The following is a 16287-nucleotide window of genomic DNA, read 5'->3' as shown; positions in this document are numbered from 1 at the left end:
TTCTGGGGATAACCGACCGCGAGGTCCGGACACCCTGTGGTGCCCGTTGCCGTCTACCCCGTCAAGGGGCTGTCCTTGGGAGGCGCCGTGCCGCTCTCTGAGCACGAGCAGCGCTTGCTCGAACAGATCGAGCAGGCCCTCTACGCCGAGGACCCGAAGTGGGCCAATACCGTTCGGATCAGTGATCCACGCAACCATTACAAGCGTCGCCTGGTCAAAGCCTCCATCGGCTTCGTCCTCGGTGTCGTCCTGCTGATGGTCGGCGTCGTGGCACCGATCATCCCACTCGGTGTGGGCGGCTTCGTGGTCATGCTGGCCGCGTGTCTGTGGGGTCTGTCGAGCTGGAAGCGCATGAACGGGTTCGGGGGTGAAGCCGTCGCCAAGCCGGGCGCCGCCCCCGGTCCCCAGCCGGAGCAGCGTCGCGCCGGCCGGCGTCCCAGCTTCATGGAACGCATGGAGGAGCGCTGGCGCCGCCGAGGCGAAGAGCGCTGACCCACCTCGCGGCCCCGCCGTGAGCCCCGACCGGCCGCCCCGCCCTCACGGGCGGAGGCGGCCCGCGGCGTGCGCGCCCTGAGCGGCGTGATCGTCCTCACGTAGCCGTCAGGCGCGCGCGCCCGGAGGGCGTGGTCTTCGTGTCGTCGTCCGGCGCGCGCGTGTCGTGAGGGACGATCTTCGAGGCGCCCGTGCCGGTGCCGCGCACGCTCGACGGCGGGCGCGTCGAGGGTCTCGCGCCGCCCTCCCGACGCCCGCGATCCCGCCGCGCGTGGGCCCGCGCACGTGTGCCGGATCCCGATTGTGAGCGGCGAAGGGGGTCCTGCTCGCGTTGAGGGGGCCGTGCGCGGTCCCTCGCCGTGACGCCGTGAGATCCCCGCGCGGCCCGGCCCGGGACGGGCGGGCCGCGCGGGGGTGGCTCAGTCGCGGGAGCCGGCGAGGACGCGGTCGTCCGTGGCGCGCCGCGCCGGGGGCTCCGGGGGAGCGGCCCGGCCGGGGCGCCGGATCCGGAGGTTCTCCAGGCGGTCGAACCCGTCGAGCACCTTCTCGCCCGCCGCCCGCAGGCTCAGCAGCGTCGAGGACGGCAGCAGCGTCGCGCGCAGGCGGCGCCCCCGGGAGACCGTCTCGCGCAGCGTCCCTTCCACCCGGCGCATGTCCCCGGTCAGGGAGCCGATGCGGCCGGGGGTGCGGGCGTAGCGCAGGCGCTCCTGGGCCGAGGCGATCCTCGCCACGGCCGCGGCCGTCTCGGCGTCCAGCTCGTGCCGCTCGGTCAGCCTGCGGGCCAGGGCACGCGGCGTCTCGCTCGGGTCGTGGCCGAGGCCGAGGTCGCGCAGCGTGTCGACCAGCTCGCGCCAGGTGGCCTCCACCGCCGCGCCGAGCCGCTCGCCGTCCAGGGCGGCCCGGGCGTCTTCCGCACCACCGCCGGGCACGCCCGGCGGGCCGCCCGGCCCGGTGGAAGCCGGGACGCGGGCCCAGGCGTGGCGGCGCCGCCGGCGGGTGGCCGCCCGCCAGGCGGCCGGGAGCAGAGCGAGCAGCGCCGCGACGGCGAGGCCGATGCCGATCCGGGCCGGGACGGGCAGGCCCGTGTCCGTGACGATCGGATCGAAGCCCAGCCCCGCGTCGGGGTCGCGCGGGTCGCGCATGGCCGGGTTCTGGGACGCCGCGGTGGTGTCGGGGGCGGCCGACGCGCTCGGGGTGGCCCCGCCGCCGGGGGTGTCGGTGGAGATCGGCGCCCGGGAGTAGTCGGGCACCCGCGCCGTCGCCTGCCCGAACCCGCCGGCGGGCGTGGGCTCGAAGCGCAGCCACCCCGCGCCCTCGAAGTACAGCTCCGGCCAGGCGTGCAGGTCGTGGGTGCGGATCTGCCAGGAGCCCTCGATCAGGCTTCCCCCGGTGTACCCGATGGCGACGCGGGCGGGGATGCCCAGCGTCCGGGCCATCACCGCCATGGCCGCGGCGAACTGCTCGCAGTAGCCGGTCTTGTTCTGCAGGAACTCCATCAGCGCGTTGACGCCGTTCCCCTGCGTCTGAAGGCTGTAGGTGAACCCTCCCTCGGAGGTGAACCAGTCCTGCAGCGCGACCGCCTGGAGGTACTGGGACTCGGCGCCCTGCACGACCGTGGCGGCCGTCGCGCGGATCGGCCGGGGCAGGCTGTCGGGAATGCTCAGGTAGCGCTCGGCCACCGCTTCCGACGGGTTCGCGGGCAGGTCGCGCAGGGTCTCGAACGTGGGCTGGGGCTCCTGGCTCGCGACGTTGTACTCCTGGCCCCCGGCCGTGTCACGGGTGGAGAAGACCATGAGCGTGCTCTCGTCGGCACGCCAGTCGCCCTCCACCTGCACCGACGTCGCCGGGTACGGCAGCGGCAGGAAGCTCAGGCCCTCGACGTCCTCGCTGACCCTGACCGACGTCGCGACGTTCTCGACCGGGATGGAGGCGGACAGCCCCGGCGGGCTGGGCAGCGGGCCCAGGGCCACCCGGTTCTCGGGGCGGCCGCGCGGCTGCGACATCGTCCACTGCTCGCCGTCGAAGGTGTCCAGCGAGTACATGCGCATGTAGCGCGGGACGTTGTCGTTGTTGGTGTAGGTCAGCACCGTGGCGTTGTCGGGCTGGTTCAGCTGGCCGCGCAGGCTCGCGATCGGGTTGGGGATCGTGATCGTGTTCCCGCCCCCGCCCGTCCCCGACCCCACGCCGAAGCCGAACAGCGGGCTGGGGGACAGGGTGGGCAGCAGCGCGGGGATCCCGATGGCCAGGGCGATGGCCGCGAACCCGATGCGCTTGCCCGCCAGCGACAGCGGCAGGGTGTCGGACCGGCCCGACGCCCCGGCCGGCCCCGCCGGGCGCGCGCGGCGCACCAGCACGGCCCGCCCCCACTGGCCGACGCGCTCGCGCCCGTCGGCGGTGAGCAGCCCGACGTACCCGAGCGCGGCGATGATGAACGCCGGCCACCCGATGGGATCGGACATCACCGCCGCGGGCACCGTGAACAGCGCGAGCAGCGGCAGGCCCGCCAGCGCCGCGCGGCGCAGCCGCACGGCCAGCAGGTCGACCAGCATCGCGATCAGCCCGACGCCGCCCGCCGTGAGCAGGGCGATCCCCGGGTTGACCGGGACGGGCGCGGCGTACCGCTGGATGTCGGTGAACCCCTCGCCCAGCAGCCCGGCCAGGGCGATCATCGAGTCCTTGGTGGGCACCAGCCCGGCCCAGGCCTCCTCGCCGGCGAACACCGCCGTCACGTAGACGCTCAGCACGAGGGCCTGCGCCGGCGGCGCGAGCCACAGGGGCACGCCCGGACGGGCGGCCAGCACCGAGACGGCCGCGACCAGGATGATCGCTCCCAGCCCCGTCCAGAACCAGACGCCGCCGTGGAACAGGGGGTAGAGGGTCAGCGACACCGCCGCCGTGGCCAGCCCGGCCGCGATCGGGAGTCTCATGCGGCGTCTCCTGCCGTCATCGGGGATCGCGAACCGGTGAACCGCTCGTTGCGCGCGGCCTCCTGCCAGACGCTCGCCAGCGAGGTCCCGGCGGGCAGCCGCACCACCCGCCACCCCGCCCCGGCCAGCACGGCGCGGGCGGTCTCGAACGACTCGTCGCCCCCCGCGTGGTGGGCGGGGACGTGCTGCCAGGTGGCCACGTCGAGCACGACGGCGACGCCGGTGACGCCGCCGTTGCGCAGCCGGGCCAGCGCGTGCGCCTCCGCGGCGTCCAGCTCGCCGACCACGGCGACGATGAGGCCGTCCCCTCCGCCCTGGCGCAGGGCCGAGACGCCCGTATCCAGTGTCCGCGCGGAGCTCTGCCGCACGACGGCGAGCGCGTCGAGCAGGGACTGCCCGCCGCCGAGGTCGCCCAGGTGCTGGGCGCCCTGGTCGGTGACCAGGCGCAGCCCGAGACCGTCGCGGGCCAGCTGCACGCCGATCGACGCCGCCGCCGAGACGGCGACCTCGAACGACGAACGCGGCCCCTCACCGCGGTGGGCGTGCCTGCGCGTGTCCAGCAGGAGCGCGCCGCGGCTCTGCCACTGCTGCTCCTCGCGGCGGACCATCAGCTCGCCGTACCGGGCGGTGGAGCGCCAGTGCACCCGGCGCAGGTCGTCGCCCTGGCGGTACTCGCGGGGGCCGATGTCGTCCTCGCCCGCCGCCGCGGCGCTGGCGGTGCGGCTCTCGCCGCCGCCGGTCCACTCCCCGGACAGCCGGACGTGCGGCAGCCGCACGACCTCGGGCACCACCATGAGCGTGTCGGTCGCGGTGAACGCCCGGGTGAGCTCCACCAGCCCGAAGGGGTCGGTGATGCGCACCGACAGCGGGCCGATGGGGAACCGGCCGCGCAGGTCGGACCGCACCTTGTAGTCGATCTCCCGCACGCCGCGCGGCTCCACCCGGTCGAGCACGAAGCGCGGGCGGGCCCCGACGGCGTAGGGCACGGTGTCCTCGATCAGCAGCAGCCCGGTCGGCAGCCGGGTGACGTTCTCCAGCCGCACCGTCACCGTGCTGTCGGAGCCCACCTCGACCCTGCCCGGGTCGAGTCGCCTCGCGCACGCCAGGCGGTAGCGCGTGCGGGCGGCCACGAGGGCCGCCAGCAGCGGGAGCGCGATGATCAGGATGCTGACGCGCAGCAGGTCGTGCTCGCCCAGGAAGAACGCGCACAGCAGCGCCGCGACGCCCGAGGCGAGAAAGGAGCGCCCGCGCGAGGTGAGCGCCCGGAGCCCGGCCGTCACCGGGGCGGACCCGCCTCGCCGGCCCCCTTCTCGCGGCTCTCCGGCACCGGGACCCGGCGCAGCAGGTCCGCCATGACCTCTTCGGGGCGGCGGCGCATGCCCTGGGCCTCCATGCTGGGGAGCAGGCGGTGCGCGAGGACCGGGACGGCCAGGTCCTGAAGGTCGTCGGGGATGACGTAGTCGCGCCCGGCGAGCGCGGCGTGCGCGCGCGCCGCGCGCACCAGGTGCAGGGTGGCGCGCGGGGAGGCGCCGAGCCGCAGGTCGGGGGACTGGCGGGTGGCCGTCACCAGGTCGACGGCGTACCGCTTGACCGCCTGGGAGACGTACACCGCGCGCACGGCGTCGATCAGGGCGCGCACCTCGGCGGTGGTGGCGACCGGCTGCAGCTTGTCCAGCGGCGAGGAGGCGCCGTGCACGTCGAGCATCTCCAGCTCGGCGGCGGGCTCGGGGTAGCCCATCGCGATCCGGGCGGTGAAACGGTCGCGCTGCGCCTCGGGCAGCGGATAGGTGCCCTCCATCTCGACGGGGTTCTGCGTCGCGATCACCATGAACGGGCCGTCCAGGTGGTACGTGCGCCCGTCCACGGTGACCTGGTGCTCCTCCATGCACTCCAGCAGCGCCGACTGGGTCTTGGGGGAGGCGCGGTTGATCTCGTCGCCGACCACGATGTTGGCGAACACCGGGCCGGGCTTGAACTCGAACTCCCGCGACTGCTGGTTGAAGGCGCTGACGCCGGTGATGTCGCTGGGGAGCAGGTCGGGGGTGAACTGCACGCGGCGCACCGGACAGTCGATGGACCTCGCGAGCGCCTTGGCGAGCATGGTCTTGCCGACGCCGGGGACGTCTTCGATGAGCAGGTGGCCCTCGGCCAGAAGCACCGTGAGGGTGAGCCGGACGGCGTCGCCTTTGCCCTCGATCACCGACTCGATCGCCTCGCGGATCCGATGCGCCGTGGCGACCAGACCCTCCAGCTCCTGTTCGACATCGTGGGTTATGCCCACTGGGCCTCCATGAGGGTGTGGCAGCCCCGCGTCGGGATGGTCGCGCGGGGGCTTCGCGATTCCTTCTTCATTGTGTCTACCGACACTACGATGCCGCGAGTTCCGGAGCGACTTTCCGCCACATTCCGGATGAGCAGGCCTTGTGTGCCGCGGTCGGGTCGTGATCGGGTGCCGCCGCGGTGCCGATCCCGCGACCCGGGACCGGGCGGCGCGCCCTCCACTCTCCTCCACCGCGGCCCCGCCGTGACGGTGATTCCCCGCCCCAGGCGCCCCACGAGGCCACGGGCGCCCTGCGGCGACACGCCGGGCGCGGGGGCGCGGTCTCCGGCGCTCCACTCCGCTCCACCCCTTCTGAACTGGGAAAACGTGCGGCGAATCGCCGAGGCGAACCCGCTGAATTAGTTGACGGTGGGGAGAAGTGGAGTATGGTGGTGCGCAGTGGAGGGGCTGGTGCCACAGCGCCGGCCGTTCCACGTGGCACGGGAGGTGGGGCCGGTGTTCCTCGGCACTCATCACCCGCGTCTGGACGAGAAAGGACGACTGTTCCTGCCGGCGAAGTACCGTGAGGAGCTGGCGGAGGGTCTTGTGATCACCAAGGGCCAGGAGCGGTGCCTCTACGTGTTCCCCGTGGAGGAGTTCCAGCGCATCACCGAGGCGCTGCGTACCGCGCCTGTGACAGCCAAGGCCGTCCGCGATTACAGTCGTGTCTTCTTCGCGAGCGCTTCCGACGAGACGCCCGACAAACAGGGGCGGATCACCATCCCCCAGAGCCTGCGCGAATACGCGGGCCTCCGTCGCGACTGTGTGGTCATCGGGGCCAACACGCGGCTGGAGATCTGGGACGCCACGGCCTGGGAGACCTACCTGGCCGACCAAGAGCAGGCCTTCTCCGAACTGTCGGAGGAGGTGCTGCCCGGAGTGCTTTGAAACGGTCGACTCGTCGGCACGACGTCGTTCGGCGAGGTCTCCACCCGCTCCCGCTGGGCCGGGCTTCCCCCGGCCATCACGGCGCCGCCGCCAGCTGATGCACCTTCCCCGGTGTCAGGTGGCGCGGCGCGAAGAGGGGGACGCGGATGGGGACCTGGCCGGGCGAGCCGTCTACAGGGGTGGGGCGGTAGTCCACCGGCGGGAAGACGTGCAGAATTGCCGCGCATCCGCGAGCTGGTACGTGTCACGGGGCTTCGACGACACGGCCGAGGCGGCGAAGGGGGTTGGACCGATGCATGACACGAGCCATGCCGAGCCGGGCGGTCACGTTCCGGTGATGCTCGGGCGCGTGCTGGAGCTGCTGGCTCCCGCGCTGGGCGGCTCCGAGCCCGTGCTCGTCGACGCCAACCTGGGCCTCGGCGGCCACGCGGAGGCCCTGCTGGCCGCGCATCCCCGCCTCCACCTGATCGGCGTCGACCGCGACCCCGACGCGATCGAGCGCTCCACCGCGCGCCTCGCGCCCTACGCCGGTCGCATCACGCTGGTGCGGGCGGTCTCCGACGAGCTCCCCGAGGTGCTGGCCCGCGCGGGCCGCCCCCGGGTGGACGGCGTGCTGTTCGACCTCGGCGTGTCGTCGCCGCAGCTCGACGAGGCCGAGCGCGGCTTCGCCTACAGCCAGGACGCCCCGCTCGACATGCGCATGGACCCACAGCAGGAGCTCACGGCCGACGTGGTGGTCAACACCTATTCCGAGGGCGAGCTGACGCGCATCCTGCGCGACTACGGCGAGGAGCGTTTCGCGTCCCGCGTCTCGCGGTTCCTGCTGAGGGAGCGGGCGGCGAGCCCGATCACCTCCACCAAGCGCCTGGCGGAGATCGTCCGCGAGGCCATCCCCGCGGCGACCCGTCGAACTGGCGGAAATCCCGCGAAAAGAACGTTCCAGGCGTTACGAATCGAGGTCAACGGGGAGTTGACCGCTTTCGAGCGGGCCCTTCCCGCGGCACTCGATGCGCTGGCGGTCGGGGGGCGCGTGGTCGTGCTCTCCTACCACTCACTGGAGGACCGCATCAGCAAGCAGGTCCTCGCGGCGAGAACCAAGGACACCGGCCCCCCGGGGCTTCCCGTCCCGTTGCCGGCGCACCAGCCGAGGTTCCGCCTGGTGACCAGGGGAGCAGAGGTTCCAGACGAGCAGGAGGTCGCGGCCAACCCGCGCGCGGCCTCGGCGAGGTTGCGTGCGGCAGAGAGGATCCGGGAGCCGGAATGAGCATGGAGAAGGAGATCGGCCGGGACACCGGCGGCCGGGCGGCTACGGCCCTGGGCGAGCGTCCCGAGCGCGGCGCCGCCGCGCCCGCCACGACCCGGCGCCGCGCGGCCCCGGCGCCGCCGCGTCCCGTCCGGCGCGCGCCCGCGCGCCCGGCGGCCAAGCCGGCGGGCGGCGGCGTGCGGCCGCCGTCCACGCCGCGCAACGCGCCGCGCGCCCCGTTCGTGCTGCTCGTCGTCGGCCTGCTGTGCGGCGGCCTGGTGAGCCTGCTGCTGCTCAACACCGTCCTGGCCAAGGACTCGTTCCGCATGAACGACCTTCGCGACAGCACCAAGCGGCTCCACCAGCAGGCGCAGGACATGAACAAGAGCCTTCTGATCAAGTCCCAGCCCGGCGAGATCGCGCGGCGTGCGGCCAACCCGACCTTCAAGCCCGACGACGCCGCCCCGGTCTTCATCGACCCCGCCAAGGGGCTGACCACCCGGCCGCAGAGCCGTGTGGTCACCCCCACCGGCGGCGCGGCCCAGGCGGGCGGCGAGGGGTCGCGGGCCCGCGAGAACGCGTCCGCGACCGGCGGTGACACCTCCCAGGCGGAGGTCTCGCCCCGGTGAGAGAAGGCGGCGGCCGACCTCCCCGCTCCGGCCGCAACGGGCCCGGCGGCGGGACGGGAGGCGGGCGAGGCGGCCCCGGAGGCCCTCGGCGCGCGCCCGGGCCGGCGGGGGGAGGCGGCCGTCCCGACCGGCCCGGCGACGGGCCCGGCCGCCCCGAGCGTCCCGGCCCCACCGGCGGCCGTCCCGACCGGCCCGGCGATCCCCCCGGCCGTCCCGAGAGGCCCGTTCCGGGCTCCGGCCGTCCAGAAAGGCCCGGCTCCGCGGGCGGCTCCGGCCGCCCCGACCGGCCCGGCGCCGCCGGCTCGGGCCGCGGTCGTCCCGTGCGGCCGTCCATGGACGCCGAGGACACCGTCGCCGGCCCCCGGCGCCTGATCCGCAGAGGTCACGACGGGCGGCGCGTCCCGCCCGGCCGCGACGGCGGCGGCCCGCCCGCCGGGTCCGCGCCGAACCGTCCTCGGCCGCCCCGCCCCCCGGCCCCGCTGCGGCTGGGCAACCCCTCGCGGCGCATCAACATCGGCCTGATCGGCATGGCCGTCGTGCTGTCGCTGTTCGCGGGGCGCCTGGTGCAGCTGCAGGGGCTCGACTCCAAGGTGTTCGAGGCGAAGGCGGCCTCGCTGCGGGTGCGCGAGGAGACGCTGCCCGCGCGCCGCGGCCCGATCACCGACGTCAACGGCCACGAGCTGGCCGTCACCGTCGAGGCCCGCGAGATCTCGGCCGACCCCTCCAAGGTGCCGCCCGACCGCCGCGACCAGGTCGCCACGGCCCTGGCGAGCTCGCTCGGCGTCGCCAAGGAGGACATCGCCGCGAAGCTCGCCCAGACCAGGTCGCACTACACGCTGCTCGCCCGGAACGTCCCGCTCGGCACCGCCAAGCGGGTGCTGGAGCTCAAGCTCGACGGCGTCGCCGCCTCGCCGCAGTACCAGCGGCTCTACCCGGGCGGCACCCTCGCCAGCGGCCTGGTGGGCTTCGTCGGCGACGACGGCACCGGCCTGACCGGCGTGGAGTCGACCTACGACAAGCCGCTCGGCGGCAAGGACGGTCGCCAGACGATCGAGATCGGCGGCACCGGCCAGCGCATCCCCATGACGCGCAGCACCCGGCAGGAGCCCGTCGCCGGGCAGGGGGTGCGGCTCACCGTCGACCGCGACATCCAGTGGGCCGCCCAGGAGGCCATCGCCCGGCAGGTGAAGACCGCCGGCGCCCGCAGCGGCAGCGTGATCGTCATGGACGTCCGCACCGGCCAGGTGCTGGCGATGGCCAACGCCCCGGAGGTCGACCTCAACAAGTGGCAGAGCGCCGCGGGCGAGTGGCGCAACCGCGCGGTCTCCGAGGTGTTCGAGCCCGGCAGCACCAACAAGGTCATCACCGCCGCCGCGGCGCTGGAGGGCGGCGTGGTGCGGCCGGAGACGATGTTCGAGGTCAAGGACAACTACCGGTGCGCCGACCGCGTCCTGCGCGACGCGCACGCCCACCCGCCCGAGAACCTCACCTTCACCGGCATCATCGCCGAGTCCAGCAACGTGGGCACCATGATGGTCGCCGACAAGATCGGCGACCGGCCGCTGTTCGACGCGCTGAAGGCGTTCGGCTTCGGCGCGAGGTCCGGCGGCGGCTTCTACGGCGAGGAGGCCGGGCTGCTGCCCGCGCCCGGCACCTGGTCGGGCAGCCAGCGCTGCACGATCTCCTTCGGCCAGGGGGTCTCGGTGACGGCCCTGCAGATGGCCGGCGTCTACCAGACCATCGCCAACGGCGGCGTGCGGATCACCCCGCACCTGGTGGCCGGCACCGTCGACGAGCGCCGCAGGTTCGTCCCGGCCAAGCCCGCCAAGCGCACCCGCGTGGTGAGCGCGCGCACGGCCAAGGACGTCACGACGATGCTGGAGGCCGCGGTGACCGCCCAGGTGGGCACCGGTTCGCTCGCCGCCATCAAGGGATACCGGGTCGCGGGTAAAACCGGCACCGCCATGCGGTACGACGAGAGCTGCCAGGGGTATTGCGGTTATACCTCCACATTCGTGGGGTTCACCCCCGCCGACGCGCCACGCCTCGTGGTGCTCGCCGTCGTGCAGGCACCCGAGAACGGCCACTTCGGCGGGGAGATCGCCGCACCAGTGTTCAAGGAAGTCATGACGTTCGCGTTGAAGAGCCGGAAGATCCCGCCGACCGGTGTGCCCGCCCCTTCGGTGCGCATCGGCACCGAGCGGTGACGTAGGAAGGTACGCTCTCGCCGTGCGTCCCCCGTCCTCCATGCGTCCAGCCGACTGCCCGGTCCGCCCGCTGTCCGGTCTGCTCGCCCTGCTCGGCGCGCGACCGGCCGGCCCCCGCGCGCCGCTGGCCGCCGTCACCGGCATCACGATCGACTCCCGCCGCGTCCGCCAGGGCGACCTGTACGTCGCCGTCGCGGGCAGCAGCGCCCACGGCGCCGCCTTCGCCGCCCAGGCCGTCGCCGCCGGGGCCGTCGCCGTCCTGACCGACCCCGCCGGCCAGGCCGAGGCCGTCGCCACCGGCGTGCCGGTGCTCGTCGTGCCCGACCCCCGCGCCGCGCTCGGACGCGCCGCCGCCTGGGTGTACGGCTCCCCGGCCGCCGAGGTGCTGGTGATCGGCGTCACCGGCACCAGCGGCAAGTCCACCACCACGTTCCTGCTGGAGGGCGGGCTGCGGGCCGCGGGCCATCGCGCCGGCCTGATCGGCGGCGTCGAGATCCACGTGGGCGAGTGGAGCCTGCCGGCCACGCTGACCACCCCCGAGGCAAGCGACCTGCACGCCCTGCTCGCGCTCATGCGCGAGCAGGGGGTCACCGCGGCGGCCATGGAGGTCTCCAGCCACGCCCTGGCGCAGGGCAGGGTCGACGGCCTGTTCTACGACGTGGCGCTGTTCACCAACCTCTCCCAGGACCACCTCGACTTCCACCGCGACCTCGACGACTACTTCCACACCAAGGCCCGCCTGTTCACCCCCGAGCTGTCTCGCGTGGGCGTCGTCAACGTCGACGACGAGCACGGCCGCGAGCTGGTGGGCATCGCCAAGGTCCCGGTCACCACGTTCTCCGCCGCGGGCGCCCCCGAGGCCGACTGGCGGGCCCAGGACGTCCGCCTGGGCGCCGACGGCAGCACCTTCCGGGTCATCGGGCCCGGCGGCGTCGAGGCCGACGTGTCGGTCGCCCTGCCCGGGCCGTTCAACGTCGCCAACACCCTCGGCGCCCTGGTCGCCCTCGTCGAGGCCGGCGTGCCGCTGCAGGCGGCGGTGCACGGCGTCGGCTCGGTCACCGGGGTCCCCGGCCGCATGGAGCGGGTGCCGGGCGCGCACGGCTTCCAGGCCATCGTCGACTACTCGCACAAGCCGGGCGCGGTGGAGTCCGTGCTGGGCGCGCTCCGCGAGGTCACCGCCGGCCGCCTGGTCATCGTGCTGGGCTGCGGCGGCGACCGCGACCGCGGCAAGCGCCCGATGATGGGGGAGGCGGCGGCCCGCCTGGCCGACGTGGCCGTCTTCACCAACGACAACCCGCGCTCGGAGGACCCGCTGGTCATCCTCGGTGCGATGCTGCAGGGCGCCCTGCGCGTGCCCCGGCACGAGCGCGCCCATGTGATCATTGAACCCGACCGCGCGGCGGCCATCGGCCTCGCCGTGGCGGGCGCGCGACCCGGCGACGTCGTGGTCGTCGCGGGCAAGGGCCACGAACAGGGCCAGTACGTCGACGGTGAGGTGCTGCCGTTCGACGACAGGCAGGTGGTCGCCGAGGCGATCAGCGGACGCGGGGACCTGTGACCGATGGGGTTGTGCAAGGCTGATGAGCCACGGCCCCGGCCGGGCGCCAGGGGCGGGCGCCGGCCCGCCCCCAGACGCACGCGAAGCTTGCATGGAGAGTAGGGAAGACAGATGATCCCGTTGCCGCTGGCGAGGATCGCCGAGATCACCTCGGGCGCGCTCGCGGGTTCGGCCGACCCCCGCGCCGTGGTGCGCGGGCCCGTGCTGATCGACTCGCGCGCCGCCGGGCCGGGGTCGCTGTTCGTCGCACTCAAGGGCGCCCGCGCCGACGGGCACGACTTCGCCGCCCAGGCCCGCGAGGCCGGCGCGGTGGCCGTGCTCGCGAGCAGGCCGGTCGACGCCCCGGCGGTCGTCGTCGGCGACGTGCTGACCGCCCTCGGCGAGCTGGCCACCGCCACCCTGGCCGAGCTGCCGCGCGCCACGGTCGTCGGCGTCACCGGGTCGGCGGGCAAGACCACCACCAAAGACCTCCTGGCCCGCCTCACCGCGCTGGCCGGTCCCACGATCGCCCCGGTCGGCTCCTTCAACAACGAGATCGGCCACCCGCTGACCGTGCTCAGGGCCGACGAGACCACCCGCTTCCTGGTGCTGGAGCTCAGCGCGCGCGAGGAGGGGCACATCGCCCACCTGGCGCGCATCGCGCCGCCGTCCATCGGGGTGGTGCTCAACGTCGGCACCGCCCACCTCGGCGTGTTCGGCGGGCGCGAGCGCATCGCCCAGGCCAAGGGCGAGCTGGTCGAGGCGCTGCCCGGGGACGGCGTCGCGGTGCTCAACGCCGACGACCCCTTCGTACGCGGCATGGCCGGCCGCACCGCCGCCCGCGTCCGCTGGTTCGGGCGCTCGGCCGAGGCCGAGGTGCGCTCCGTCGACGAGCGGCTCGACGACCGCGGCCGGGCGGCCTTCACGCTGGCGACCCCCTCCGGCACCGCCGAGGTGAGCCTGCGGCTGTACGGCGCCCACGCCGTCGAGAACGCCCTGGCCGCCGCGGCGACCGCCTACGAGCTCGGCATCCCGTTGGTCGGCATCGCCGCCGAGCTGTCGCGGGCCGAGCCCGCGAGCCGCTGGCGCATGGAGGTCTCCGACCGCCCCGACGGCGTCACCGTGATCAACGACGCCTACAACGCCAACCCCGACTCCATGCGCGCCGCCTTCCAGACCCTCGGCGTGCTCGGCAGAGACCGCCGCAGGTTCGCGGTCATCGCGTCGCTGCGCGAGCTCGGCGACGAGAGCGACACCCTCAACGAGGAGGTGGGCCGGGTCGCCGCCGAGGCAGGCCTGACCGGCCTGTGGGTCGTGGGCGAGAACCCCTGGCCGGTGCTGGCCGGCGCGAAGGGGGCGCCCGCCGTCCACGTGCCCGACGCCGACGCCGCCGCCGCCGAACTGGCGCCGCTGCTGCGCCCGGGCGACGCCGTGCTGGTGAAGGGCCCCCGCGCCGCCGGCCTCGAACGGGTCGCCCAGGCCCTGCTCGGGGGTGAGGCCCGATGAGGGACATCCTCGTCGCCGCGGCGACGGCGCTCCTGTTGTCGATGCTCGGCACCCCGCTGGCGATCAGGCTCTTCAGCCGGAAGGGCTACGGCCAGGAGATCCGCGAGGAGGGCCCCCAGGGCCACCACGACAAGCGCGGCACCCCCACCATGGGCGGCACGGTGATCGTCATCGCCGCGCTGCTCGGGTTCATCTGCTCCCATCTGGCCACCTGGACACCGCCCACGGCCTCGGCGCTGCTGGTGCTGTTCCTGATGACCGGCCTGGCCACCGTCGGCTTCCTCGACGACTTCATCAAGATCTACAAGCAGCGCAGCCTGGGGCTGCGCAGCGGCGCCAAGGCACTGGGGCAGCTCATCGTCGGCGCCGTCTTCGCGGTGCTGGTCGTCCGGTTCCCCAACGCCTACTCGATCACGCCGGCCGAGACGCGGTTCTCCATCCTGCGCGACTTCGGGCCGTCCATCGGTCTGGTGATCTTCACGGTGTGGGTCCTGTTCATGATCGTCGGCTTCTCCAACGCCGTGAACCTCACCGACGGGCTCGACGGCCTGGCCAGCGGCGCCACCGGCGTGGTGCTCGGCGCGTACGTGCTGATCGGCAACTGGCAGCTGCGCAACAGCTGCCTCAACCAGCTCGGGCCCAACTGCTACTGGGTGCGCGACCCGCTCGACCTCGCGGTCGTGGCCGCCGCCGTGCTCGGCGCCCTGGTGGGGTTCCTGTGGTGGAACGCCCCGCCCGCGAAGATCTTCATGGGCGACACCGGCTCCCTGGCCCTCGGCGGCGTGCTGGCCGGCCTGGCCATCACCACCCGCACCCAGTTCCTGCTGTTCATCCTGGCCGGCCTGTGCGTCATCATCACCGCCTCGGTGATCATCCAGGTCGGGTTCTTCAAGATGACCAAGAGACGTGTCTTCCGCATGGCGCCGCTCCAGCACCACTTCGAGCTCAAGGGCTGGGCCGAGACCACCATCGTGGTCCGGTTCTGGCTCGTCGCCGTCCTGTGCGCCGCCGGCGGCCTCGGCCTGTTCTACGTCGAGTGGATGCCCAAGCCATGACGGTCGCGGGAGCCCGCGGCCCCGGGGCCGCGGGGGGGCCGCGTCCGCCCGAGGGCGGCACGGGCACGGTGTGCGTGGCCGGGCTCGGCGTGTCGGGCGCCGCCGCCGCGCGCAGCCTGGCCCGTTCGGGCCGGCGCGTCGTCGTCGTGGAGAGCGGCGACGACGAGCGCCGCCGCGCCGCCGCGGCGGAGCTGGCCGCCCTGGGGGTGGAGGTCCGCTTCGGCGGCGGCCTGCCGGCCGAGGCCGGCCTGGTGGTGACCTCGCCCGGCTGGCGCCCGGGCAACCCGCTGCTGGCCGCGGCCGCGGCCAGGGGCGTCGAGGTCATCGGCGAGGTCGAGCTGGCCTGGCGGCGAAGGCCCGAGGGCGCCGCCCCCTGGCTGGCGCTGACCGGCACCAACGGCAAGACCACGGCGGTGCGCATGCTCGCCGCGATGCTCGCCGCGGCCGGGTTCCGGGCGGCGGCCGTCGGCAACGTCGGCACCCCGACCGTCGAGGCCGTCGAGGGCCCGCACGACGTGCTGGCCGTCGAGCTGTCGAGCTTCCAGCTCCACTGGTCCTCCACCCTGGCGCCGCTGGCCGCCGCGGTGCTCAACGTCGCCGCCGACCACCTCGACTGGCACGGGTCGATGCAGGAGTACGCCCGCGCCAAGGGCCGCATCTTCGAGCGCGCCCAGGTGGCCGTCTACAACGCCGACGACCCGTGGTCGTCCCGCCTGGCCGCCCCGTACGCCGGGGAGGCCGCGAGCCCCGTCTGGGGGCCGGTGACGCCCGGCGGCGCGCGGCGCGCGGTCGGGTTCACGCTCGGGGTGCCCGCGCGCGGGCAGCTCGGCGTCGTGGAGGACGTCCTGGTCGACCGCGCCTTCGTGGACGACCCGGTGGAGGCCGCCGAGGAGCTGGCCACACTGGGCGACGTCCGCCCGTTCGCGCCGCACAACGTCGCCAACGCCCTCGCCGCCGCGGCGCTGGCCCGCGCCTACGGCGTCCCGGCCGCCGCCGTGCGGCGCGGCCTGCTCGCCTACCGCCCCGACCCGCACCGCATCGCCCACATCGCCCTGATCGCCGGCGTCGACTACGTGGACGACTCCAAGGCCACCAACCCGCACGCCGCCGCCGCCTCCCTGGCCGCCTACCCGTCGGTGGTGTGGGTCGCCGGAGGGCTTCTCAAGGGCGCGGACGTCGACGATCTGGTGCGCGGGGCGGCCGGGCGGCTGCGCGGCGCCGTCCTGCTGGGCACCGATCGGGCGCGAATTCGCCAGGCTCTGGCGCGACACGCGGCGAATGTTCCGGTCGTGGAGGTCGCGGAGCAAGAGACTGGGGTCATGGACCGCGTCGTCACCGAAGCCGCCCGGCTCGCTTCGCCGGGAGACACCGTGCTGCTCGCCCCCGCCGGCGCCTCGATGGACATGTTCGCCGACTACGGCGCCCGCGGGGACGCGTTCGCGCGGGCCGTGCACCGCCTGGCGGCCACCGAAGCCCGATAGCC

12 protein-coding genes are annotated in these 16287 nt (G+C 74.5%); 9 read left to right on the top strand and 3 right to left on the bottom strand.

Going from position 1 to position 16287, the window contains the following annotated elements; all coding sequences use genetic code 11:
* Window positions 1-87 precede the first annotated feature (87 nt).
* Window positions 88-492, top strand: a complete 405-nt coding sequence (locus PYR91_RS24630) for a DUF3040 domain-containing protein (RefSeq protein ID WP_279783256.1) — start codon at window positions 88-90, stop codon at window positions 490-492.
* 419 nt (window positions 493-911) lie between these two features.
* Here the strand turns inward: PYR91_RS24630 and PYR91_RS24625 are convergent, their stop codons facing one another.
* Genes PYR91_RS24625 through PYR91_RS24615 form a run of 3 tightly spaced genes read right to left on the bottom strand, consistent with a single transcriptional unit; the run spans window position 912 to window position 5700 of the window.
* A complete protein-coding gene (locus PYR91_RS24625) occupies window positions 912-3419 on the bottom strand; it encodes a DUF3488 and transglutaminase-like domain-containing protein (protein ID WP_279783253.1) in 2508 nt (835 codons plus the stop codon).
* Window positions 3416-4699 (bottom strand): DUF58 domain-containing protein, encoded by a 1284-nt coding sequence (locus PYR91_RS24620; RefSeq protein ID WP_279783251.1) that lies wholly within the window; start codon window positions 4697-4699, stop codon window positions 3416-3418. Before PYR91_RS24620 ends, PYR91_RS24625 begins: the two co-directional genes overlap by 4 nt.
* Window positions 4696-5700 (bottom strand): MoxR family ATPase, encoded by a 1005-nt coding sequence (locus PYR91_RS24615; RefSeq protein WP_279783249.1) that lies wholly within the window; start codon window positions 5698-5700, stop codon window positions 4696-4698. The genes PYR91_RS24620 and PYR91_RS24615 overlap by 4 nt, the downstream gene beginning before the upstream one ends.
* A gap of 495 nt (window positions 5701-6195) precedes the next feature.
* On the opposite strand from PYR91_RS24615, the gene mraZ reads away from it, so the two are divergent.
* The 8 genes from mraZ (at window position 6196) to murD (ending at window position 16285) form a co-directional block, all read left to right on the top strand.
* Window positions 6196-6627, top strand: coding sequence for a division/cell wall cluster transcriptional repressor MraZ (gene mraZ / locus PYR91_RS24610; protein ID WP_279783416.1), 432 nt, complete (start codon window positions 6196-6198; stop codon window positions 6625-6627).
* Between the two features lie 292 nt (window positions 6628-6919).
* Window positions 6920-7891 carry a 16S rRNA (cytosine(1402)-N(4))-methyltransferase RsmH gene (rsmH, locus tag PYR91_RS24605; protein ID WP_279783247.1) on the top strand — a complete coding sequence of 324 codons (972 nt, stop codon included), beginning with the start codon at window positions 6920-6922 and terminating at the stop codon, window positions 7889-7891.
* Window positions 7888-8499, top strand: coding sequence for a hypothetical protein (locus tag PYR91_RS24600; protein ID WP_279783245.1), 612 nt, complete (start codon window positions 7888-7890; stop codon window positions 8497-8499). Before rsmH ends, PYR91_RS24600 begins: the two co-directional genes overlap by 4 nt.
* A 320-nt stretch (window positions 8500-8819) precedes the next feature.
* Window positions 8820-10706 (top strand): penicillin-binding protein 2, encoded by a 1887-nt coding sequence (locus tag PYR91_RS24595; RefSeq protein ID WP_279783244.1) that lies wholly within the window; start codon window positions 8820-8822, stop codon window positions 10704-10706.
* 40 nt (window positions 10707-10746) lie between these two features.
* A complete protein-coding gene (locus PYR91_RS24590) occupies window positions 10747-12264 on the top strand; it encodes a UDP-N-acetylmuramoyl-L-alanyl-D-glutamate--2,6-diaminopimelate ligase (protein WP_279783415.1) in 1518 nt (505 codons plus the stop codon).
* 111 nt (window positions 12265-12375) lie between these two features.
* On the top strand, window positions 12376-13749 hold the full coding sequence (gene murF, locus PYR91_RS24585; RefSeq protein WP_279783243.1) for a UDP-N-acetylmuramoyl-tripeptide--D-alanyl-D-alanine ligase: 1374 nt from the start codon (window positions 12376-12378) through the stop codon (window positions 13747-13749).
* The gene (gene mraY / locus PYR91_RS24580) at window positions 13746-14804 is read left to right on the top strand and encodes a phospho-N-acetylmuramoyl-pentapeptide-transferase (RefSeq protein WP_279783241.1); all 1059 of its coding nucleotides are present in this window, start codon (window positions 13746-13748) and stop codon (window positions 14802-14804) included. Before murF ends, mraY begins: the two co-directional genes overlap by 4 nt.
* On the top strand, window positions 14801-16285 hold the full coding sequence (gene murD, locus PYR91_RS24575; RefSeq protein WP_279783239.1) for a UDP-N-acetylmuramoyl-L-alanine--D-glutamate ligase: 1485 nt from the start codon (window positions 14801-14803) through the stop codon (window positions 16283-16285). Before mraY ends, murD begins: the two co-directional genes overlap by 4 nt.
* The last annotated feature ends 2 nt before the right edge of the window (window positions 16286-16287 follow it).

This window comes from Sphaerisporangium sp. TRM90804 (genome assembly GCF_029846175.1).
Classification (GTDB): Bacteria; Actinomycetota; Actinomycetes; order Streptosporangiales; family Streptosporangiaceae; genus Sphaerisporangium.
The sequence above is the reverse complement of the archived record's forward strand: the minus strand, read 5'-3'. Positions and strand labels throughout refer to the sequence as shown.

Coding starts and splice junctions, on each gene's coding strand:
- rsmH (WP_279783247.1), top strand. CDS start 6,920: ATGCATGACACGAGCCATGCCGAGCCGGGCGGTCACGTTCCGGTGATG.
- murF (WP_279783243.1), top strand. CDS start 12,376: ATGATCCCGTTGCCGCTGGCGAGGATCGCCGAGATCACCTCGGGCGCG.
- PYR91_RS24600 (WP_279783245.1), top strand. CDS start 7,888: ATGAGCATGGAGAAGGAGATCGGCCGGGACACCGGCGGCCGGGCGGCT.
- murD (WP_279783239.1), top strand. CDS start 14,801: ATGACGGTCGCGGGAGCCCGCGGCCCCGGGGCCGCGGGGGGGCCGCGT.
- PYR91_RS24590 (WP_279783415.1), top strand. CDS start 10,747: ATGCGTCCAGCCGACTGCCCGGTCCGCCCGCTGTCCGGTCTGCTCGCC.
- PYR91_RS24625 (WP_279783253.1), bottom strand. CDS start 3,419: ATGAGACTCCCGATCGCGGCCGGGCTGGCCACGGCGGCGGTGTCGCTG.
- mraY (WP_279783241.1), top strand. CDS start 13,746: ATGAGGGACATCCTCGTCGCCGCGGCGACGGCGCTCCTGTTGTCGATG.